Annotated in this window: 25 protein-coding genes; 7 read left to right on the forward strand and 18 right to left on the reverse strand. The window is 70.1% G+C overall.

Going from position 1 to position 19,149, the window contains the following annotated elements:
- The first annotated feature begins 28 nt into the window (after nt 1-28).
- Entirely contained in the window at nt 29-442 is a 414-nt protein-coding gene (locus ACFWI4_RS27750; protein WP_387201325.1) for a hypothetical protein, read from the forward strand.
- Nucleotides 442-4,488, forward strand: coding sequence for a phage tail tape measure protein (locus tag ACFWI4_RS27755; RefSeq protein ID WP_387201328.1), 4,047 nt, complete (start codon nt 442-444; stop codon nt 4,486-4,488). Before ACFWI4_RS27750 ends, ACFWI4_RS27755 begins: the two co-directional genes overlap by 1 nt.
- A gap of 130 nt (nt 4,489-4,618) precedes the next feature.
- Here ACFWI4_RS27755 and ACFWI4_RS27760 read toward each other — a convergent pair whose 3' ends face one another.
- The 5 genes from ACFWI4_RS27760 to ACFWI4_RS27780 form a co-directional block, all read right to left on the reverse strand.
- Nucleotides 4,619-5,020 (reverse strand): hypothetical protein, encoded by a 402-nt coding sequence (locus ACFWI4_RS27760; protein WP_387201331.1) that lies wholly within the window; start codon nt 5,018-5,020, stop codon nt 4,619-4,621.
- Nucleotides 5,017-5,481: a hypothetical protein gene (locus ACFWI4_RS27765; RefSeq protein ID WP_387201334.1), complete on the reverse strand. Its 465-nt coding sequence runs from the start codon at nt 5,479-5,481 to the stop codon at nt 5,017-5,019. The genes ACFWI4_RS27760 and ACFWI4_RS27765 overlap by 4 nt, the downstream gene beginning before the upstream one ends.
- Before the next feature lie 87 nt (nt 5,482-5,568).
- Nucleotides 5,569-6,414, reverse strand: a complete 846-nt coding sequence (locus ACFWI4_RS27770) for a helix-turn-helix domain-containing protein (protein WP_387201337.1) — start codon at nt 6,412-6,414, stop codon at nt 5,569-5,571.
- Nucleotides 6,411-6,947 carry a DUF6879 family protein gene (locus ACFWI4_RS27775; protein ID WP_387201340.1) on the reverse strand — a complete coding sequence of 179 codons (537 nt, stop codon included), beginning with the start codon at nt 6,945-6,947 and terminating at the stop codon, nt 6,411-6,413. Before ACFWI4_RS27775 ends, ACFWI4_RS27770 begins: the two co-directional genes overlap by 4 nt.
- A gap of 3 nt (nt 6,948-6,950) precedes the next feature.
- A complete protein-coding gene (locus ACFWI4_RS27780; protein ID WP_326787868.1) occupies nt 6,951-7,154 on the reverse strand; it encodes a hypothetical protein in 204 nt (67 codons plus the stop codon).
- Nucleotides 7,155-7,965: 811 nt separating this feature from the next.
- Between ACFWI4_RS27780 and ACFWI4_RS27785 the strand changes: the two genes are divergently transcribed.
- Together ACFWI4_RS27785 and ACFWI4_RS27790 are read left to right on the forward strand one after the other, a co-directional pair.
- Nucleotides 7,966-8,400 (forward strand): hypothetical protein, encoded by a 435-nt coding sequence (locus ACFWI4_RS27785; RefSeq protein ID WP_387201343.1) that lies wholly within the window; start codon nt 7,966-7,968, stop codon nt 8,398-8,400.
- A gap of 66 nt (nt 8,401-8,466) precedes the next feature.
- Nucleotides 8,467-8,682 carry a hypothetical protein gene (locus ACFWI4_RS27790; RefSeq protein ID WP_387201346.1) on the forward strand — a complete coding sequence of 72 codons (216 nt, stop codon included), beginning with the start codon at nt 8,467-8,469 and terminating at the stop codon, nt 8,680-8,682.
- Nucleotides 8,683-8,728: 46 nt separating this feature from the next.
- Here the strand turns inward: ACFWI4_RS27790 and ACFWI4_RS27795 are convergent, their stop codons facing one another.
- The 12 genes from ACFWI4_RS27795 to ACFWI4_RS27850 form a co-directional block, all read right to left on the reverse strand.
- Entirely contained in the window at nt 8,729-9,103 is a 375-nt protein-coding gene (locus tag ACFWI4_RS27795) for a hypothetical protein (protein ID WP_387201349.1), read from the reverse strand.
- A 390-nt stretch (nt 9,104-9,493) separates the two neighbouring features.
- Nucleotides 9,494-11,578, reverse strand: a complete 2,085-nt coding sequence (locus tag ACFWI4_RS27800) for a cell division protein FtsK (protein ID WP_387201352.1) — start codon at nt 11,576-11,578, stop codon at nt 9,494-9,496.
- An 86-nt stretch (nt 11,579-11,664) separates the two neighbouring features.
- Nucleotides 11,665-11,850, reverse strand: coding sequence for a hypothetical protein (locus ACFWI4_RS27805; protein WP_387201354.1), 186 nt, complete (start codon nt 11,848-11,850; stop codon nt 11,665-11,667).
- Between the two features lie 3 nt (nt 11,851-11,853).
- Nucleotides 11,854-12,063, reverse strand: a complete 210-nt coding sequence (locus tag ACFWI4_RS27810) for a hypothetical protein (protein ID WP_387201357.1) — start codon at nt 12,061-12,063, stop codon at nt 11,854-11,856.
- A gap of 98 nt (nt 12,064-12,161) precedes the next feature.
- A complete protein-coding gene (locus ACFWI4_RS27815) occupies nt 12,162-12,473 on the reverse strand; it encodes a hypothetical protein (RefSeq protein WP_387201360.1) in 312 nt (103 codons plus the stop codon).
- Nucleotides 12,470-12,646 carry a hypothetical protein gene (locus ACFWI4_RS27820; protein WP_387201363.1) on the reverse strand — a complete coding sequence of 59 codons (177 nt, stop codon included), beginning with the start codon at nt 12,644-12,646 and terminating at the stop codon, nt 12,470-12,472. Before ACFWI4_RS27820 ends, ACFWI4_RS27815 begins: the two co-directional genes overlap by 4 nt.
- A gap of 5 nt (nt 12,647-12,651) precedes the next feature.
- Nucleotides 12,652-13,950 (reverse strand): hypothetical protein, encoded by a 1,299-nt coding sequence (locus ACFWI4_RS27825; protein ID WP_387201366.1) that lies wholly within the window; start codon nt 13,948-13,950, stop codon nt 12,652-12,654.
- Nucleotides 13,947-14,144, reverse strand: a complete 198-nt coding sequence (locus ACFWI4_RS27830) for a hypothetical protein (protein ID WP_387201369.1) — start codon at nt 14,142-14,144, stop codon at nt 13,947-13,949. Before ACFWI4_RS27830 ends, ACFWI4_RS27825 begins: the two co-directional genes overlap by 4 nt.
- The gene (locus ACFWI4_RS27835; protein ID WP_387201372.1) at nt 14,141-14,518 is read right to left on the reverse strand and encodes a DUF6907 domain-containing protein; all 378 of its coding nucleotides are present in this window, start codon (nt 14,516-14,518) and stop codon (nt 14,141-14,143) included. Before ACFWI4_RS27835 ends, ACFWI4_RS27830 begins: the two co-directional genes overlap by 4 nt.
- Nucleotides 14,515-14,820, reverse strand: coding sequence for a hypothetical protein (locus tag ACFWI4_RS27840; protein ID WP_387201375.1), 306 nt, complete (start codon nt 14,818-14,820; stop codon nt 14,515-14,517). The genes ACFWI4_RS27835 and ACFWI4_RS27840 overlap by 4 nt, the downstream gene beginning before the upstream one ends.
- 139 nt (nt 14,821-14,959) lie before the next feature.
- The gene (locus tag ACFWI4_RS27845; protein ID WP_387201378.1) at nt 14,960-15,142 is read right to left on the reverse strand and encodes a hypothetical protein; all 183 of its coding nucleotides are present in this window, start codon (nt 15,140-15,142) and stop codon (nt 14,960-14,962) included.
- Nucleotides 15,142-15,660, reverse strand: a complete 519-nt coding sequence (locus tag ACFWI4_RS27850) for a hypothetical protein (protein ID WP_387201381.1) — start codon at nt 15,658-15,660, stop codon at nt 15,142-15,144. Before ACFWI4_RS27850 ends, ACFWI4_RS27845 begins: the two co-directional genes overlap by 1 nt.
- Nucleotides 15,661-15,834: 174 nt before the next feature.
- Here ACFWI4_RS27850 and ACFWI4_RS27855 point away from each other — a divergent pair, with 174 nt between their 5' ends.
- The 3 genes from ACFWI4_RS27855 to ACFWI4_RS27865 all read left to right on the forward strand — a co-directional run bounded on the left by ACFWI4_RS27855 (nt 15,835) and on the right by ACFWI4_RS27865 (nt 18,452).
- Nucleotides 15,835-16,104 carry a hypothetical protein gene (locus tag ACFWI4_RS27855; RefSeq protein WP_387201384.1) on the forward strand — a complete coding sequence of 90 codons (270 nt, stop codon included), beginning with the start codon at nt 15,835-15,837 and terminating at the stop codon, nt 16,102-16,104.
- Between the two features lie 131 nt (nt 16,105-16,235).
- Nucleotides 16,236-17,306, forward strand: coding sequence for an ATP-dependent DNA ligase (locus ACFWI4_RS27860; protein WP_387201387.1), 1,071 nt, complete (start codon nt 16,236-16,238; stop codon nt 17,304-17,306).
- Nucleotides 17,307-17,474: 168 nt separating this feature from the next.
- A complete protein-coding gene (locus tag ACFWI4_RS27865; RefSeq protein ID WP_387201391.1) occupies nt 17,475-18,452 on the forward strand; it encodes a DUF3048 domain-containing protein in 978 nt (325 codons plus the stop codon).
- A 77-nt stretch (nt 18,453-18,529) separates the two neighbouring features.
- Here the strand turns inward: ACFWI4_RS27865 and ACFWI4_RS27870 are convergent, their stop codons facing one another.
- The gene (locus tag ACFWI4_RS27870; RefSeq protein WP_387201394.1) at nt 18,530-19,009 is read right to left on the reverse strand and encodes a MarR family winged helix-turn-helix transcriptional regulator; all 480 of its coding nucleotides are present in this window, start codon (nt 19,007-19,009) and stop codon (nt 18,530-18,532) included.
- Between the last annotated feature and the right edge of the window lie 140 nt (nt 19,010-19,149).

Genomic DNA, 19,149 nt, shown 5'->3' on the forward strand with positions numbered 1-19,149 from the left:
CGCGGCGGGCAGGCCTGCGCTGCTGCCTGTGCTGTTCGCGCACGTGGCGCCGGACGGTGTGAAGGCGCTGATCGTTTCCGACTACGTCCGCGGGGATTCTGAGTTGCTCGACGGGATGGTCGAGCGGGTCCTCACTGAGGATCTGCCGCGGTGCAGACATCTTCGGCGCCGACCGGGCCGGGGCTACCTGTTCGCGACGGAAGGCTACGCCCGCTGTCTGGCCTGCCACCTGGAGCGGACAGCGACCGGCATCCCGGCGGGCGTGACGGCGCAGTGCGGTTGCTGCCCGGGTGACCTGATGGCGGGGGCGCGGCCGGTCGTGGTGGAGATGGCGTCGTGGGTCGTGGTCTCGGCTGTGTGTCTTGGCTGCGCTCGGCGGGTGCTGGACGAGGGCCAGCGGGCGACCTCGCTCGAACCTTCTGCGAGTGGGGGTGGTGAGTGATGGCGAACGTTGTTGAAATCCTCGTCACAGCGAAGAACCTCACCGGCCCCGCGATGGCCGGTGTCAACGCCGAGGTGAACAAGGCCGGCGGCGTGATGCGCGGCTTCCACAAGGCAACCGCGCTGGCTGGCGTGGGCCTGGCGGCGTTCGGCTACGAGTCGGTGAAGATGGCCGCCAAGTTCGACGCCTCCATGACGCAGCTTCATACGCAGGCGGGCGTCTCTCAGAACAAGATCGCCGGGCTGAAGCAGGGCGTTCTCGCGCTGGCGGGGAAGGTCGGGCAGGACCCCGACAGCCTCGCCGAGTCGCTGTACCACGTCGAGTCGAACTTCGAGTCGACGGGCATCTCCGGTAAGAAGGCCCTGTCCCTCGTCGAGACCGCGGCAAAGGGCGCCACGCTCGGTCACGCGGACCTCGTCGACGTCACCAACGCGCTGACCGCAGCTGTGGCTTCCGGCATTCCGGGCGTTCAGAACTTCGACAAGGCGATGGGTGTCCTCAACGCGACCGTCGGCACCGGCGACATGAAAATGCAGGACCTGGCAAGCGCGTTCGGGTCCGGCATGGTCGCCACGGTGGCCGGCTTCGGCCTCAATATCCAGGACGTCGGAGCGGCGTTGGCCGTGTTCGGTGACAACAACATCCGCGGTGCGAACGCGGGTACTCAGCTCCGCATGTCCGTTCAGGCGCTCGCCCATCCGGTCGCGACGGCCGGGGAGGCGCTGAAGCGACTCGGCCTGACGCAGGACACCCTCAAGAACGACATGCAGAAGGGTGGCCTGAAGCTGGCGATGGAGGACTTGGTCGGCCGGATGAAGAAGGCCGGGATCTCCGCCAAGGAGCAGGGCGGGGTGATCACGGACGCCTTCGGGAAGAAGGCCGGTTCGGGCCTGAACATCCTGGTCAGGGAATTCGAGAAGCTGGAGTCCAAGTACCCGGCGGGGATCGCAGGGGCGAACAAGTTCGGGGGTGCGTGGGCCACTACGCAGAAGACCTTCGCGTTCCAGATGAAGGCCTTGCAGGCCGGGTTCGACGCGCTCGCGATCACTGTCGGGACGAAGCTCATGCCACCGTTGCAGTCGGTGGTCGGGGTGATGCTCGCGCACAAGGGTGCGACGGTCGCGGTGGCCGGTGCTCTCGCGGGACTCCTCACCGTCACAGTTGCTGTCTCCGCCGCGATGAAGGCCGCAGCCGCCGCAACGATGCTGTGGTCCGGCGCTACCCGGGGCGTGGCAGCGATCAAGGGCGTCTTCGAGACGGTCGCCCTGAAGGCGATGTACATGCGGGAGGCGTTCTCCGCTGCCGGCGGCGGCATTGCCGGGCTGAAAGCGGCGTTCGCATCGCTGAGCGCTGTTGGCAAGGGCAGCATCATCATCACTGGCCTGGCGCTTGCGGCTGTGGGGATTCAGAAGCTGGCAACGATGGCCCGGGGTGCGCCGCCGGACGTCGACAAGCTGACGACGAGCCTGAAGACCCTTGCCGCGACGGGCAAGACGACGGGCGAGTTGAAGTCGTCGATCGGCAGCGTGGACCAGTTCGTCGCGAAGCTGAACCGGCTGAAGGGCGAGGAGGCGGGTCTCGACAAAGGGCTCGGCTGGTCGAAGAAGTACCTGGCCATGGGGCCGATCATCGACAATGTCGTGCCGAAGATCGACGACCTGCTCCACGGTACTAAGTCGATGGGCGCCGCGAAGGACGACTTCAAGGCCTTCGACGAAGGGCTGGCGCAGCTGGCGCAGGGCGGCCATGCCAAGGAGGCCGCGGACGCCTTCAGGGGGTACGAGGCTGCGATGCTGTCGTCAGGGCGCACTCAGAAGGACATCAACGCCCTGTTCCCGAAGTACTCGCTGGCTGTGGCGGATGCGGGGGCCGAGTCGGAGCTGACGGCCAAAGCCATGGGCATCTTCGGCGCGGCGGCAGTGTCGACGCAGAAGAACCTTGACGCTGAGGCGATGAGCGCCAAGGGCCTGGAGCAGTCGATCATGGCGCTCAACGCAGTACACCGCGCCGCGTTCGACGCAGAGACCGCGTTCGAGCAGGCGATCTCCGACTCCTCGAAGGCTGTGAAGGAGAACGGACGGACCCTCAACATCCACACGGACGCGGGCCGGAAGAACCGCGCTGTGCTGTCGGATCTCGCGGCCAAGACCGAGGACTACATCGACAAGATGAACAAGCAGCACTTCGCTGCTGACCAGGTCGACAAGGCCTACGCCAAGGGCCGGAAGGCGTTCATCGACACGGCGATGGCGATGGGCGACACCCGCAAGGAAGCAGAGAAGCTGGCCAAGCTGCTCCTCAATCCCCCGAAGGCGCAGGCCACAAAGCTCAAGGTCGACAAGAAGGCGGCGGAGGCGGACCTCAAGTCGTTCAACGCCGCGGTCAAGAAGTCGCCCGGTGCGAAGAGCGTGACGCTGAAGGCCCTGTCCTCGGGGGCTGAGAAGGTGCTGGAGTCCTTCGGATTCAAGGTGAAGCACCTGAAGAACGGCACGGTGCAGATCTTCGCGAAGGATGGCCAGGCGCTGGGCCAGATCGCGGATGTGAATGGGGCGATGAACGCCCTGGACGGGAAGACGGCCACGACCTACGTCATCACCAAGACGTCCACGTCGAACGCGGGCTCCGTGTTCCACGAGGGCGGCAAGTACGCGGCCGGCGGCATGGTGCGCCGCTACGCGGACGGTGGTGGTATCGAGGGCGGTTCGGGCACGCAGGATGATGTGCCGCTGCTGGCGATGGGCGGCGAGTTCATCGTCAACAAGCGGCAGACGTCGAAGTATCGGGCACTGTTGGAGGCGATCAACGAGGACCGGGTGCCGCACTTCGCGAAGGGCGGGCATCTGAGTAAGTCGCAGAGGGCGGCGCAGGCCAAGGCGAAGGCTGCTGCGAAGGCCGAGGCCGACGCGCGTCACGAACTGCACGGCGAGTTCGGGATCAGCTACTTCGGCCGGGCGGCGGGCTACACGCGGACGCCGTTCGAGCACAATCTGGGTGCGCCGTCGGATGTGAACGCGCTGGTGTCGTCGCTGAACGAGGCGGCGGGGAAGATCAAGGCGGCGTTCCATGGACGCACCGAGTCGAACCTGCTGAAGCACCTCAACTCGGTGGGCAAGAGCCTGATCAACTACGAGAAGAAGCTGACGAGCGTCACTGCATCGCTGGACAAGGCGAAGGACAAGCTCAACGGCCTGAAGGACGCTGCCTCGCAGCTGAAGGACTCGGTGAAGTCGAGTCTCATCAGCTCGGCGAACATCACCAAGGGGGCCGGCGGCGATCAGACGGTGACGTTGGGGTCGATCCGCGGGCAGATGGTCATGTCGCGGGACAAGGTCGTCGCCTTCGCCAGTGCGTTGAAGCAGCTGCGTGCCAAGGGCTACAGCAAGTCGATCATTCAGCAGGTTGCCGAGGCGGGTATCGACGGCGGTGGCCTGGAGACGGCTGGCGCCCTGCTGGAGGCGTCGTCGTCTGAGGTGTCGTCGTTCAATTCCACGCAGTCGCAGATCGAGTCCGCTGCTGGTTCGGCTGGCCAGACCACTGCGGACTCCGTGTATGGGGCTGCGATCAAGGCTCAGACGGCGGTCGTGAAGACGCTGACGACGTCGCAGAACAACTTGAAGAAGAGCATGGACCGGCTGGCCAAGTCCATGGAGAAGATGATCGAGAAGGCGCTCAAGGGCAAGGCCAGCGGTGGGATCGTCGGTGCGGCTGCGACGGGCGGTATCCGGTCGGGGCTGACGCTGGTCGGCGAGCAGGGCCCTGAGCTGGCGGAGTTGCCGGTGGGGTCGCGGGTGCTGTCGAACCCGGACAGCATGCGGCGGCTGGCGGCGGCTCAGGCTCCGTGGGCGTCGATGCTCAACACCCCCCGCCGGGCGCCCACTGCTGCCGGCGGGGTCGGTGGTCGCGCGCAGGAGGTGAAGGTGGTGCTGGAGATTCAGGGGACCACCAATTCTCGGTACGAGGAGTTTCTGCTGACCGAGATTCGGCGAATGGTCCGTGCGCGCGGCGGCAACGTCCAGCAGGTCATCAACCCGCCGCGAGGGATGTAGCCGAGCCCGCCCGCCCTCATGTCGCCTGGGGTGCTGAGGGCGGGCGGACAGCCGTCGCCGACCCGTCCCGTGTACAGCCGGGGCGGGTCGGCCCCTACTCGCCGCCGACCACGGGGCCGGCCGCGAGAGTTCAGACGCGGGTGCCCACCGCGAGGGTGTCGTTGCCCGCGAGACGGGCGATCGCACGCAGCATGACCGCCAGGCGACGCTCGCCTAGATCGGTCACTGCGGCCAGGGTGACTTGCCCGATGCCCACCATCGACAGCGTCAGGCCGAGGAACGCCCGCTGCTCCTCGTCCAGGCCGAGGCTGTAGACCCGGCCCGTCAGCCCTTCCCAGCGGACCGGCGACCAAGCCGGCGTATCCAGGAGACCGAGCACGCTCAGCACGCTGCGGTGGGCGAGGATCGTCTCCTCCTCGACGAGCGCCTGCGCGGCGGCCCGGTCCCCGGCTGTCTTCGCCGAGGCGAGCAGGCGCTTCGCTGGCTCGTCGAGCAGCGCGCCGTCCGCGGTCTGGGCTGAGGTGACGGTCATGCGAATGCCTCCGTGGGGAGTCGGGGCCCGCCACCGGGACCGAGCGCGGCACCGAGCAGGACAGGGTCAGTGAGCCGTCCGGTGCCGTCCGGGCGCTCCAGCCAGACCCGGCCACGCACCGGGTACAGCACCGGCGGGCAGCGCAGTACCCAGCCGCGGGGGTGGATGGTGATGGTGCGGACGTCGTCCAGCTCCTCGCCGAGCGTGGCCGGGAGCAGCCACCAGGCGAGGCCCGTGGTGACGTCGCTCAGGACCGGGCCGCGGCGCGGCTGGTCGATGCGCCGGAGGGCGTCCATGGTCCGCGCGAGAGTGGTCTCGGCGACCATCCAGTGGCCGCCGGAGGGGAACGGGCCGAGTTCGTCGGCGTCCCAGAGGGACCGTATTTCGGCGGGGATGTCGGCGCAGGACAGGAGCCAATCCTGTCCCGCCTGCCGTTCGTACAGGGCAGGTTGTAAGGCCATGACCAGGACCGTAGGGACTGCGATTGCGCGCCCGCGCGCCGATTGCGCCGGATTGCTCGCGCTACACGCGGTGTTGCCGAGGGTTGCTCACGACAGGTTCAGCGCGGCCCGGGCCCGCCCGATCAGCCGGTGCGCTGGTGCTCCGTGGACCGCGGACTCGGCGAGCCATTCCCACGCCCGCCCGTACAGGGCGAGGTTCTCCTCGTCGTCGAGCCACATCTCCGTGCTGAGGGTCTCGACGATGACCAATCGACGGTCGTAGATCCAGAAGCCGTGTGAGGGGCTGCGTCGCAGCTGCGCCGAGAAGGGCACGATGCCGAGCTCCACGGTGTCCAGGCCGATCAGGGAGACGAGCCGGTCCAGTTGGGCCGCCATCACCTCGCGCGGGCACGTGAGGGCGTACAGGGCGCCTTCCCAGATCAGCATGCGGAAGGAGCGGCCCGGCTCGTACAAGGCGCCCTGGCGGCGGATGCGGGCCCGGACGGCGTCCTCGATGTCCATGTCGGGGACCTGCCGGAAGGCAGCGTTCGCGGCGAACACGTGCCGCGCGTACTCGGCGGTCTGGAACAGGCCCGGGATTCGCACGACTTCCATGCCGCGGATCATCTGCGTCTGCTCGGTCTCGGCGACGGCCTGCTCCTGGCGGGCTCGGTGCCCGTTGGCCAACTGCCGGCGCATCGACCGGTACCGCGTCTCAAGACCGGTGAGCCGTCCGGACAGTTCGGCCGTGACGTCCGGGCGCTCGACGGCCTCGGCCCACAGCCGCAGGTCGTCGCTGCTCGGGGTCTGCTTCCCGTTCTCTAGCCGGCTCACCTTGGAGCGTTGCCAGCCGAGGCGCTCGGCGATGCCCTTGCCGTCCAACCCGGCCTCAGTGCGCAGCTCCCGAAGGCGCGCACCGAGGGCGACCCGGGCGGACTGGTAGTCGGTGCTCACACTGTGGAAGCTACCCGCCGCGCGAATTCGGCGGTACGGATCGCGTGATGCCAGGCCGCATCCCGGGCCTGGCACGCGGCGAGGACGTCGGTCGGCTCCTGCGACACGGTCACCCCGAGGGTGGTGTCCTGCTCGTCGAAGACGAACCGCAGCAGGGTGCGCGAGTCGAGGAGCCAGAAGTCGAAGTCCGGCAGGCCGAGCCGGTCCGCGTCTGTGCGGGTCAGGTAGCGGACCTCGTCGCCCGCGGCCACATTGCTCGGCGCGCGGGCCAGGAGGAACTTCTGCCCCTCAGTGAGCGGCTGGTCGATGATACGGACGCGGCCGAACCGTTTGCCGAGCGCGGTCTGCTCGGCGACGTTGCGGCGCCAGCCGTCCGGTGGCTCAAGGGCAACGTCCTCACCGGCCTGCCATCGCGCCCACGTCTCACTGTTCCGGTCCGTGGCGTAGCCGCGCCGGGTTTCCAACCTCCACGCGGTGTGCTCGAAGGTCCTGAAGACGTGCGCGATCTCCTTGAAGGGGATCACCTCGGGCACGGGCTACTCCTTCGGTGCGAAGCGGGTGAGCAGCTCGCGCGGGATGACGACGAACGTCTCGGAGTCCTTCACGTCGCGCAGTTGGGCGAGGTGTTCGGGGTCGGTGAGCTTGTCGCCCTGGACGACGATGTCGCCCGTCTCCTCGACCTCGTACAGGGTCGGGCAGTCGCCGCCGTCGCTGGTGGTGCCGAGGAACCTGAGCGTCATCTCATCCTCCGTCTGGCCGGGTTGAAGATCCCAGGATGCGCGGCATTCCGCGTGCGCGCTGGTGGATTGCTCAGGATTGCGGGGAGAGCGGGGCGCGAGCCGATTGCGCGCAAGAGAGGCACAGGGGCTGACTGCTCTGCTGCCGATCGGATGTCACGGTCCGGAAACACTCGCGCACGCTCCGCGCGCACCTGCCACGGTGGCCGCATTCAACTGCCGCACCACCATGGGGGCCTCGTGCGCCGCTTCATCCTGCCCATCACTGCCGTTCTGCTGACTGCCGGCTGCGGCTCCGGTGCCGTGGACTCTGCATCGGGACCGACGCACACCTCGGTCAAGCCGTCCATGACGCGCAGCCATTCCGCGGCTGCGCCAGTCCACAGCCCGTCTCCCGCGTCCAAGGCGAAGCCGACCCCGTCGACTTCCGTGAAGGAATGCCCGGACGTGGGGGACATCGTCGTGTGGATGAGGGTGCCTGGGGTCCCCGACAGCGCCCAGCTGTTGGGTGGCAATGGATACCCGAACTGCGAGTCCACTTTTGACACGGTGCAGCGGACATCGCCGAACGTGGCCGGGGCCTGCACCGAAGCGGCGTGGGCGAGTGACAACCCGGGGTACGACCCCGACGCCACGCCAGCCAGGCGCCTCAAGGGGGTCCAGGTCTCGGTCGGCCCGGCTTGCTGAGATCGAGGTCTCGCGAAGTACTGTCCTGCCGAAGTGCTCGCTGAGCAGGTAAGACCGCAAGGAATGGGGCAGCGTGAGTCAGTGCACGGCTACAACGCAGAAGGGGACCCGCTGTAGCTTCTCGCTCATGGTCTGGCACGGCATCGGCCCTCACCCGCAGGTCTGCCAGCGGCACGCCACCCCGGAGCAGAAGGCGGCATCGGAAGCGGCCCTGGACGTCCCCGTGAACATCGCCACCGCGGACCCGGCATGCGTGTTTCCCATGGTGTCGATCACTCCGAAGCGGGTGATCAGCGACAGCCCGATCGGCTGGGTCGCCAAGATCCGAGGCACCAACAAGAAGTACGTGTACGCGCGGACGTTCCTCAATCGCAGCGGACCGCCTTACGGGTGGCCGCTGCCCGGAAATGGCTTGTACGAATGCCGGGAGATCGGGCTGCTCGGGAAGTTCTCCGGCTTCTTCGTGGTGAAGGGCGCTTTCCGCCGTCGGGTGGAACTGGTGACCCCGGAGCAGGCAGCCCAGATGGCCCGCAAGATGGGCAGCAAGCGCGCTTCGGATTGAGTGGCGGCCCGCGACTCCCCGCCGCTACGACATGCGCCCGCGACGGACACGGGTGACGCTGTGATCATGAACGCTGCGACGCCCGTCATCGTGTACCCGCCCGACGAGGACGGTGGCCGGCGTGTCCGCGCGGACGGCGTGATCCTCGGCCGCGCGTTCTCGGTCCGGGACATCGTCGCGTTCCTTCAGGAGGCAGGTCTCCAAGGCTGGGACGAGATGGATGTCGTCAGGTCCGAGCTGATCGAGTGGCGGGGCGGCGGGCCCGAGGTCTGGACGACATGACGAGCGCCCCGCCCCGCTATCAGCCCGAGCGGGGCGTTCGTTGCTCTCACGGTGCGACAGGGGCACCAGGTGGCGGCGTGGCCGAGTCGTCGAAGTAGCCGAGGAGCTGGCCGCAGGGCGTCCACCGGTCCCGGGGGACCACGCCTCGGGCGTCCGCATCAGTGCAGACGGCGGGCGTGGGTATGTCCGTCAGGCCGTCGTCGACAGCCGTGTCCGGGAGGTCGGTTGATACCTCAGGTTGCTCGGGCCGGATCTCGGTGACCGTGACGGTCGGCGTCGGCCTGGGCCCGTCGTCGGGGCTATCCAGGAACAGGAAGTTGATGCCCCCGAGGAACATCACGGCGGCGCAGGCGGCGAGGAACAGCCACCACAGGGCAACGAGCAGGCTCGGCCCGGTGGGTGAGGGCTGGCGTGAGGGCATGGGGCATCTTCCCGTTCAGCGGGTGCCATCGTCATGGGTTCGGCGCCATGCGTTGTGGGCTCGCCGACCGAGACGCAGCCGGAGCTTCTTCCCATGGCAGCGCGGGCACGTCCGCGGCTTCCCGAACCGTTCGACCTCACCCGCGCCGCGGCACCGGCGGCATGCCCCGAACGGTCGCGCTGCGCACAACACTGCGTAGCCGCCGAGCCAGCCGACGACCGCAGCCATAGCAAGCCACATGGGATGTCCTCCCCTTCGAATCCTGGTGAATCCCGCTCACGGTGGCCCCTACTGCTAGGCGCTAGGTAACAGGTCAGGGGCATGTTCTGGTGCTAGCGGAGGTGCTAGGCCTAGCAGTGCGGGGTGCTAGGCCTAGCTGCCGTTCTGGTGCTACGCCGCGACCCGGTCCGCGTCACGGCGAGTGATCGCGGCGTGCACGTCGGCCCGCCTGATGCCCCGCTTCGTGGTGCCCTTGCCGTCCTCCCCGGCCGACCACACGTCGGCCGTCGCGAGACCCCACGGCTTCAGCGCCGGGGCGATCCGCGCGGTGGTCCACTCCCCGTAGACGTCCGGCCAGGACTCGGCGAGACGGGCGGCAATCCGCTCGCACCACAGCTGCTCCTCGTCCGGCCGGAACACCTTGGCGACGTCGCCGAGGACGTCCATCCCGCGCGACTCCGACGGGCCCTGGCCGATCGCGTGCCCGGTCACGTTGCCGTAGGCCTCGCGCAGCTCGCGCGCGCGGACGACGACCAGCTCGGCGGCCGGCCCGTCGACAAACGCGGACGCGGCGATGACCGGGTCGTCGCCCTCGCCAGACATCCAGCAGATGCCGCGGTCGGAGCGACTGAACATGGTGGCGCGGATGCCGGCCTTGTACGCGCCGGTGCCCAGCACCATGTCGTTCGCGGTGTGGCTCATGACCTTGAGACAGAACCGCAGGATCGCGTTGGCGCTGATCCCGGGCGGCAGGCTCTTGGCGTCCGGGCGCTGGGTCGCGAAGATCCCGATGATGCCGAGGGCGGGGCCGCGCTTGGCGACGTCGGTGCAGATGGACTCCAGCTCGGCGCCGTACTTCTCGTGCTCGAAGGGGACCTGGCACTCGTCGAAGCCGACGACGATCGGGTGGAGACCGAGGGCCTTGTCGCTGGCCAGGGCCGGGGTGACCTTCGACTCGGGGCAGCGGGACTTGGGCAGGGAGCGGATCACCTTGGCCCGGCGGCGCAGTTCGTCCTTCAGCTCGCGCATGGCGTGCAGGACGTACAGCAGGTCCTCGTCCTCCTCGCCGGACCGGTAACGGTGGCAGACCGGCTCCAGCGGGCCGAGGTCGCCGGTGCCCTTGAAGTCGAACGCGAGCAGGGCAGCCCGGGGGTCGAGAGAGGCGATCAGGAGCAGCAGGCGGAGCAGGAACGTCTTGCCCATGCGGGGGACGGAGCCGATGACGACGGAGACGAACATCAGGCAGACGACGATGTCCCGCATCCGCTGGTCGTTGCCGAACACGACGGGCTTGAACAGGTCGACCTCGCCCTCGCGGAGCAGCGGCCACGGCGGCTTCGTGGTCTCGTTCATGGGCTTGTCGCCGACCCACAGGATCAGGCGGCCCTCGTGCTCGTCGGGGTCGCCGGAGGGCCAAACGCAGCCGAGCTTGCGGCGCAGGCCGGAGGCGAGGGCCTGGCGCTCCTCCATGACGTCCTCGGGGACGACGCCATACGGGAGGTCGAGGTCGGCGCGGTAGCCGGGGCCGTCGCGCGTGATCTCGCTGGTGAAGCGCATGCCGTTCATGTCGCCGCCCCGCTTCACCGCCGCACTGATCTTGGCGTTGCCGATGGCGTCGAGGGCGCGGAGCACGATCGTGCCGGTGAGCTTCTGGAGTTCGGTGCGCATGACGGCCGGGCCGATGACCGGGGCGTCGGGCTGCTGGCCGAAGAAGCCGAGCGTCATCACCCCGCCGGCGGCGAAGACGTACAGGAACGCGGGGGCCATGACGTACAGCCAGATCGCGAAGCCGAGGCCGAACGTGCAGGCGACGACGGTGACCAGGCCGCGCAGGCGGACGCGGCCGGCGCGCAGGCGGGCGAGGCGCATGTACTCCTCGACGTCCTCGGTGCGCACGGCGTAGTCCCGCAGGGGTGCGGCCTCCCGGTCCCACACCCACCGGCTGGTGCCGGTGACCAGGCGGGCGGTGCCGCGCGGCGCCATGAGGGCGAGCTGCATGCCGTACCAGGGGGCGCGCAGCCCGTGGAAGGCGGTGGCGTATCCGGCGTGCCCGGCCGCGCGCTCGACGGTGGCGAGCAGATCACGGCGGGACCGCAGCCACGGGGCGACGACGGGGCGCCGCTTCTCGGTAGTGACACCGGGGTCGGGCAGCTTCGGGTTGTCGACGGGGACGGGCTGCGCCGGGACGTCGGTGTCTGGCATGCCAGACACGACCTCGGCGGCGGCAGGCTGGGCAGGGACGATGGTGTCCGTCATGCTGTGCTCTCCGGTCGTTCTGATGGGCGGTCCGGGCCCGGGGACGGCGGTCTGCTTGCCGGCGTGACGCCGTCCCCGGGGTGGATCTACTTCTTGCGGCCCTTGCCGCGCTGGTTCTCGCGCTGCTGCGCCTTCTCGGCGATGCGGTCGACGCGGTTCTCCAGGCGCTTGACGGGCTTGCCGCGGGCCCTGCGGCGCTCGATGCGGAGGCCGAGGGCGACGACGCGGAGGATCTCGCCCGCGGAGTGGGGGTCCTTGTCGGTGAACGCCATGGGTCAGACCTCCGGGGTGGTGTCGTCGGCGGGCGTTGCTTCGGCGATGAGCAGGTGGGTGCGGGCGATCGAGTCCCACAGGGTGCCGGCGGCGGCGTAGGGGGCGGCCTTGTGCGGGCCGTCGCCGCGGGCTGCGTTCTCGGCCCATCCGGCGAGCCTCTCCGCCTTGGTGACTGCTTCGTCCGCGAGCTTCACGTGTGCTTCTCGGTTCACGGGTTCCTCCTGGTCGCGGGCTGGACGGTCCGGCCCCACCGCGCCCCCGCAGTTGCCGAGGACAGGCTGTCCCTCACAACTGGCGGAGGACGGAAGGGTCAGCTGCCCTTGCGCTGGAGATCGCCCCAGATGGCGCGGAGGACGAGGGCGAGAATCGCCACGGACACGGCGCCGATCGCGACAGCGATGGCGAACAGGGAGGCGACCAGGCCCCCGGCGATGCCGAGGCCGCCGATCGTCAGCCACTTCCGCGCGTCGAACTCCGGGCGGGCCGGGGCCGGCGGCGCGGTCTGCTGCTGGGTGGCCTGCTGCGCGGCGAGCACTGCGGCGACGATCCGGACGATGTCCGTGTTGTCGGCGGCCTCCGCGACGGCGGCCTCTGCCTTGGCCAGTGGGTTGGGCTCGGTCACGACGTCCACCTCCGCACACGGCGGGAGATGACCGGCTGGGCGGCGAGGCCGAGGCCGAATGCCACCGCGACCGGCTTGGCCAGGATCGCCACGGCGGCCGCGAGGACCAGGGCGAGGAGCGGCGGGAACGCGATCAGGAGCCCGAGCAGGGCGCCGAGGAGAAGCATCTTCATGACCACTACCGCCCTTCGTTCGTGACCACTTGGCGACGTAGCTCGGTCGCCTCGCGACGGCTGAGCCCGAACTCGTCCTGCAACTGGCCGATGGTCACCCGGCGGCCGGGAGTAGATGACCGGTCGCGGTCGAGGCGCTGCGCCCTTTTCAGCAGCTCGCTCGGGGTGATCGTGACCACCTCGGTGACCACCTGACGGGCGGGCTGCGCGGGCACGGCGGCGGGCACCTTCGAAGCGTCGCCCGGCTCCAGGCCGGTCCCGGCGCTGACGTCCTTCCAGTGCCAGGGCACCGACTCGGGGATGACCACCTTCGGGTCGGTGACCAGGCGTCCGCGGATCCGGTCCCACCGGTACGGCGACGGATCCGAGTTGGTGACGGGCCGGGCCGTGAGCGGCAGCAGGCGGACACCGGGCGGGACGACCGGCGGTCGAGCGGGCGGCAGTTCCTTCCGCTCCTCCGGCACCTGCTTGACGGTCACCTCGACGGCGTCCTCCCACGGCGAGGCGAGGTCGATGGTCGCGAGGGAGGCAGCGTGGCGGCGGGCGGCGAGCAGGTCGAGGAGCTTCGCCCGCTGCTCTGCGCTCGCGCCGGCCTGCGCCTTGCCCACCGCCACCGACAGGCGCCGGGACAGGCGGGCACGGCCGCGGCCATCGGGCGGGGTGTCGGCGAGCTTCGCGGCCAGGGCAACGGCCTTCACCGTCCACCGGTCACGGCTGATCTGCTCGGCGGTGCGGTCGCGGACGGCGAGGCCGAGGCGGGACAGCAGCCGCTCGCGCAGCTCTCGGGCGAGGAGGGCGGGCAGGCTGCCCGAGTCGGCGCCGGGCTTGGCGTGCCGCAGTTCGATGCCCATGGCGAGGTGCCACAGCAGTGCGGCCATGACCGGTCCGACGACGGCGCGGACCGTGCCCCCGACGATGCCGGACTCGGCGTAGGCCGGGATGACCTGCACCGCGGTGATGAACCAGACGAGCATCCCCGGTGTGCCCGGGGCGCCCTGGGTGCGCAGGTTCTGTCGGGCCATCAGCGCGCAGGAGAACAGGGCCAGCTCGGCGGCGAGGAACATCACGGACCGCTCCTCGACAGCCGTCATGCCGAGGCGGTCCCGGGCGAACCCCCACGAGGTGTCGCCGGAGTAGGCGGTGCAGACGAGGGCGCCGAGCGCGGCAACGAGGACGGCGGCCGGCGGGCGGGTCGTGGTCTTACGGACGGCGCGGGCCGCGAGCGTGACGGCGACGAGGAGCGTCACCGTGGCGCCGACGACGGCCGTCGGGTGGGCGGGGGCCCAGTCGAGTACGGGGGTCATTCGCCCACCTCCGGGGCGGCGGCGCGCACCACGCGGTGCGCGGCCAGGGTGGTGCCCTCGCGGTCGCTGCGCGCGTTCGCGTCGAGCAGCGCAGCCATGAGGGCGGGGACAGGCGGGAGGGGCCGGGCCGACCGGGCGGCCGCGCGGATGGCGGCCACCTCGGTCGGGCGGGAGATACGGGATCGGGCGCTCACTGGCCACCGCCGAGGGTGGCGTCGAGCTGGTCGGCGAGGGCCCGGAGTTGGTCGGCGTACCGGTCGAGGTCGGCGGCCAGGCCGTACAGCTCGACGGGGTTGAGGGTCTGGCCGAGCGGGTGGACGGAGACTCCGGGCGTCCGGCCGCCGAGGTGGCGTGGGCCGGGGCTGGCGTGCGGGGACTGGACGAGCTCGGCGGACAGCAGCGTGCGGCCGCGGTGGTCGAGGTCGACGGCGGGGCCAGCGTGGATGAGGTCGACGCGCAGGCTTTCGGGGTCGTGGTGGGCGTGGCCGGCGCACCAGGACGGTTCGGGGAGGGTGACGTCGCCATGGTCGGCCGTGGCCAGCGTGACGGTGCGGGGCTCGGTGCTCACTGGCCCTCACCACCGTTGGCGAGCGCGGCGAGGTGGGCGATGTACTCCTCGGATGTCCGGTAGCGGGGCGGCCGCTCTGCGATCTTCGTGCGCAGGTAGTCGGCCTCCCACTGCACGCCGTTCGTGGCGGTGCCGTCGAGTACGTCGCGGATGGCGAGCCGGATCAGGTGGACGCGCTCGCAGACGCAGGCCTCGTAGCGGGCGAGGTCGGCCCGGTCGCTTCCCGGGTCGGGGAAGGTGAGCGTCTCGCTGATCGCGGCGAGCAGCTGGCGGACGGGCTCGGGGATGTGAGCGTCGGTCATCGTCCGGCCCTCCGTCGGATGGCGCCGGTGACGCCAACCTCGGTGACGCGGACGTCGACCCTGTGGGAGATGAACCCGGCGGCGATGAGGCGCCGGCCGGGGACGGCCCGCGCGGGGCGGGCCGTCTCGGTCTGGTTCGTCACTGGGCACCGCCGGTCTGTCCGGCGGGCGGCCGGAGCAGTTCGAAGCGGGCGACGATGTCGGCGGCGATCCGGTCGGCCAGCTCGGGCGTGTACCTGCCGGGCATGGCCTGGCGCAGCGCCTGGTGGACGGCGGCGGGTGTGGCGGGGATGGCCTTGTCGAGGTCGAGGACGGCGCCCATCAGGCAGCCACCCCGGCCAGGACCTCGACGTCGGCCGCGGCAACCTGGACACGCTCAACTCGGAGGGACGGGGCGGTGTCGCGCATCGGGACCTCGCCGAGACCGTGCTCCTCGAAGATGGCGCGGACCTTGTCGAGGTCGACGGTCTGCCGGTTCGAGGCGACGCGACGGACGAGCCAGGCGCCGTAGGTGCCGGCGGGCAGGCGGTCGAGGAGCTTGCGGTGCTTCCTCTTGGCGCGGTCGGCGGAGCGGGCGGAGTCGGCGGCGAGGTCGTAGCCGAGTGCGGCGCGCTCGATGTCCTCGACGGCGGGCAGTTCGTCGGCGGTGAAGAGGTCGGTCGGGTCCGGGGCCTCGACGACGGCGGGCGCCTCGACCTCGACGGCTGGCGTCACCTGCTTGGCGACGAGGGTGGCGGGAGCGACGACGGAGCGGATGGCGTCAGTGGCGGTCTCGACAACGGCGCCGATCAGGCCGCGGACTGTCCGAGCAGTGCGGGGCGTCATGAGAAGGTGGAGCATCGGTTCTCCCTGTTGCATCAGGTGGGTTCCGTAGGCCCTCGGCCGGTGTTGACGCACCGCCGAGGGCCGTTCCGTTTCCGGAGTGGCTAACCTTGTATCTACACAGTAGTCGGAACCTTGTAGATACACAAGACCCGTGAGACGATCCGTGTGTCTACAAGGAATGGGAGAGAGATGGCAGAGCAGTCCGCCGCGGCGCCGAAGCGGCACACGACGCCCCGACCGATCCGGGTGCCGGATCCGCTGTGGCAGGCATACGGCCGGGTGTGCGAGCAGCTCGGGACGGATCGCACGAACGACGTCCTCGACCACATGAGGGCTCGCGTTCTGGAGCACGGCACCGACGAGGACAAGGCCGACCTGGAGAAGGCCGACTTGGAGCTCGCGGAGCGCCGGTCGCGCAAGGGCGGCCGGCCGAAGCAGGACCCGGCCGCCGGCGCCTGAGGACCGCGACGCCGTCTCACACTCGTCTCACAGCCCGGTCGCGAAGCGGCGGTAAAACCGCAGGACAGCCGGACCCTGCCGGACGGCAGACGCGACAGGCGGACACCATGGACGGCTCTTAGAGTCGAAGTATGGATCTGCCCGTGATGCCCCCCGTGAAGCCGATGCTCGCCAAGGCCGTGGCGAAGATCCCGGCGGACATGCACTACGAGGCGAAGTGGGACGGGTTCCGGGCGATCGTGTTCAGGGACGGGGACGAGATCGAGATCGGCAGCCGTACCGGCAAGACGTTGACCAGGTACTTTCCGGAGCTGGTGGCGGCCTTGACGGAGCGGTTGCCTGAGCGTTGCGTGATGGACGGGGAGATCGTGATCGCCAGGGACGGGCGGCTCGACTTCGACGCGCTCACCGAGCGGATCCACCCCGCCGACTCCCGGGTGCGGATGCTGGCCGAGAAGACCCCCGCGTCCTTCGTCGCCTTCGACCTGCTGGCCCTGGCGGACGCCTCCCTGCTCGACGTTCCGCTGGGCGACCGGCGCGCGCTGCTGGTGAAGGCGCTGACCGGGGTGACGGCGCCGGTGCACGTGGCGCCTGCGACCACGGACCGCGAGGTGGCGCAGCGCTGGTTCGAGCAGTACGAGGGCGCCGGGCTCGACGGGGTCGTGGCGAAGCCGCTCACGCTGCCGTATCTGCGGGACGAGCGCGCCATGTACAAGATCAAGCACGAGCGGACGGCCGATGTGGTGGTCGCGGGCTACCGCTTCCACAAGAGCGGGCCCGTCGTCGGGTCGCTGCTGCTGGGGCTGTACGACACCGGCGGCACGCTCCAGCACGTGGGCGTGAGCGCCGCGTTCACAATGAAACGGCGGGCCGAGCTGGTGGAGGAGCTGGAGCCGCTGCGGCTGGAGGACGTGTCCGGACATCCGTGGGCCGCCTGGGCACAGGAGTCGGCGCACGAGACGGCACGGCTGCCCGGCGCGCCGAGCCGCTGGTCGGCGAAGAAGGACCTGTCCTGGATCCCGGTCCGGCCCGAGCGGGTGGCCGAGGTGGCGTACGACCACATGGAGAACGGCGTACGGTTCCGCCACACGGCCCGCTTCCGTCGATGGCGCCCCGACCGCACCGCCGAGAGCTGCACGTACGGACAACTGGAGGAACCGGTCGGCTACGACCTGGCGGAGATCCTGGGGCCGCGGAGCTGACACACCGGGCACGGAACCATGTCGTCCGCGACCCCGTCGACCCCTGCACGGATCGTCCCGCCGAGCCGATCACCTCACTCCCAGCGCTTCATCAGAAACGATCGGGTATGACCACCGATGAACTGTTGAACGCACAATCGATGGCACGGGACGGGTGGCACGGTGGGCATGCGGAAGATGGTGCGGAGCGCTCGGGGCGCATGGACGGCGGCGGTGCTGGCCGTCACGGTGACGGGCAGCCTGCTGACGGGCTGCACCTCGGGGGGCGGACGGGCCGACGACCACCGGACACCGAGCCGGAGCCCGAGCGAGAGCAGCAGCGCCACGGCGATAGCCGGCCCGGTGCTCGCCGTGAAGATAGACAACGCGCCCGACGCACGCCCCCAGACGGGGCTCGACGCGGCGGACGTGATCTACGCGGAGCAGGTCGAGGGCGGTCTGAGCCGGCTGATGGCGGTCTTCGCGAGCACGCTTCCCGCCGCCGTGGGGCCCGTACGCAGTGCCCGCGAGTCGGATCTCGAACTGCTGAGACAGTTCCACGAGCCGACGCTCGCGTTCTCCGGGGCGCAGCGCAAACTGCTGCCGCTGATAAACGACGCCCCGCTGGTTCCCGAGCCCGCCGGGAAGGTGCCCGACGCCTGGTACCGGGGAACGGGCAAGGCCGCGCCGCACAATCTGTTTCTGCGCCCGCGGCGGCTGATGGACTCCGCGCCCGGCGAAGCCGCACTGACCACGGGCTTCCGTTTCGGGGCCGCGCCCGCGGGCGGCACGCCCGAGACCTCCCGCACGGTCCGCTTCCCGTCCGCCCGGTTCACCTTCACCTGGTCACCCGGCCGAGGACGCTGGCTGGTGGCCATGGACGGCACCCCGACGGTGACGACCGACGGCAAGACGGTGGCCCCGGCGACGGTGGTCGTCCAGTACGTCAAGGTGAGCAGGTCGAAGTACCACGACGTGCTCGGCAACAACTCGCCGTTCTCGCAGTCCGTCGGCACGGGCAGGGCCCAGGTGCTGCGCGACGGCCGCTCCTTCGACGCGAACTGGAGCCGCCCGGAGGCGAACGGCGGCACCCGGTTCACCACTCAGGACGGCGCGCCGATGAACTTCGCCCCGGGACAGGTGTGGGTGGTCCTCGCCCAGGCGTGAGCGTGCGCGAGGAGGACGGGGCGGCGGGACCGCACGCGAGGAGACCGGGACAGCGGGGACAGCAGGGGCAGCGGTCCTCAGCGCTCCGCGCGGAGCGGTTCCACGGGGAGGGGTTCCGCCGGGTTGCGGAGGCCCTCCGCCGCGTCCGACACCCGTTGGATCAGGTCGAGGAACAGCCCCTGCTCCCCGGCGGAGAGCGGTGCCAGGAAGACCTGGTTCATCCGGGCGGTGCGCACGGCCAGCTTCCGGTGCACACGCACCCCGTCCTCCGTCAGGCGGAGCAGGAAGCGCCGCCCGTCCTGCGGATCGCGCACCTTGTCGAGCAGCGCGCGCCGCCCGAGCCTGCTGACGACCTCCGCGATCGTGGACCGGTCGAGCCCCACCCGCTCCCCCACCGTGCGCTGGTCGAGGCCGGGTTCGGCGACGAGCGCGTTCAGGACCGCGAACTGCGGCGAGGTGATCTCCTCGGAGACCATCGTGTTCCACAGCAGATGGTGCGCCTGCTGGAGTCTCCGGGCCAGGTGCCCGGGGTGGGTGGAGAGGTCCACCGCGGCCATGTGCGCTCCTCGGGTCCGGCGTGCGCCGATGCGTTCGAACTCGTTGGTGCACTGAACAATAGCGGGCGGCATCGTCCTCTGTCCCACCGAAGGCGACCTTGCTGGCCCCTCGCATCACGTCCCCTATCTGGAGTCTTGAC

Origin of the sequence: Streptomyces sp. NPDC127038 (assembly GCF_042725875.1) — a bacterium.
Lineage (GTDB): Bacteria > Actinomycetota > Actinomycetes > Streptomycetales > Streptomycetaceae > Streptomyces.

Coding starts and splice junctions, on each gene's coding strand:
- ACFWI4_RS27855 (WP_387201384.1), top strand. CDS start 15,835: ATGGCAGAGCAGTCCGCCGCGGCGCCGAAGCGGCACACGACGCCCCGA.
- ACFWI4_RS27860 (WP_387201387.1), top strand. CDS start 16,236: ATGGATCTGCCCGTGATGCCCCCCGTGAAGCCGATGCTCGCCAAGGCC.
- ACFWI4_RS27805 (WP_387201354.1), bottom strand. CDS start 11,850: ATGGCGTTCACCGACAAGGACCCCCACTCCGCGGGCGAGATCCTCCGC.
- ACFWI4_RS27785 (WP_387201343.1), top strand. CDS start 7,966: ATGGTCTGGCACGGCATCGGCCCTCACCCGCAGGTCTGCCAGCGGCAC.
- ACFWI4_RS27795 (WP_387201349.1), bottom strand. CDS start 9,103: ATGCCCTCACGCCAGCCCTCACCCACCGGGCCGAGCCTGCTCGTTGCC.
- ACFWI4_RS27825 (WP_387201366.1), bottom strand. CDS start 13,950: ATGACCCCCGTACTCGACTGGGCCCCCGCCCACCCGACGGCCGTCGTC.
- ACFWI4_RS27755 (WP_387201328.1), top strand. CDS start 442: ATGGCGAACGTTGTTGAAATCCTCGTCACAGCGAAGAACCTCACCGGC.
- ACFWI4_RS27790 (WP_387201346.1), top strand. CDS start 8,467: ATGAACGCTGCGACGCCCGTCATCGTGTACCCGCCCGACGAGGACGGT.
- ACFWI4_RS27780 (WP_326787868.1), bottom strand. CDS start 7,154: ATGACGCTCAGGTTCCTCGGCACCACCAGCGACGGCGGCGACTGCCCG.
- ACFWI4_RS27870 (WP_387201394.1), bottom strand. CDS start 19,009: ATGGCCGCGGTGGACCTCTCCACCCACCCCGGGCACCTGGCCCGGAGA.
- ACFWI4_RS27820 (WP_387201363.1), bottom strand. CDS start 12,646: ATGAAGATGCTTCTCCTCGGCGCCCTGCTCGGGCTCCTGATCGCGTTC.
- ACFWI4_RS27840 (WP_387201375.1), bottom strand. CDS start 14,820: ATGACCGACGCTCACATCCCCGAGCCCGTCCGCCAGCTGCTCGCCGCG.
- ACFWI4_RS27865 (WP_387201391.1), top strand. CDS start 17,475: ATGCGGAAGATGGTGCGGAGCGCTCGGGGCGCATGGACGGCGGCGGTG.
- ACFWI4_RS27765 (WP_387201334.1), bottom strand. CDS start 5,481: ATGGCCTTACAACCTGCCCTGTACGAACGGCAGGCGGGACAGGATTGG.
- ACFWI4_RS27760 (WP_387201331.1), bottom strand. CDS start 5,020: ATGACCGTCACCTCAGCCCAGACCGCGGACGGCGCGCTGCTCGACGAG.
- ACFWI4_RS27800 (WP_387201352.1), bottom strand. CDS start 11,578: ATGACGGACACCATCGTCCCTGCCCAGCCTGCCGCCGCCGAGGTCGTG.
- ACFWI4_RS27850 (WP_387201381.1), bottom strand. CDS start 15,660: ATGCTCCACCTTCTCATGACGCCCCGCACTGCTCGGACAGTCCGCGGC.
- ACFWI4_RS27845 (WP_387201378.1), bottom strand. CDS start 15,142: ATGGGCGCCGTCCTCGACCTCGACAAGGCCATCCCCGCCACACCCGCC.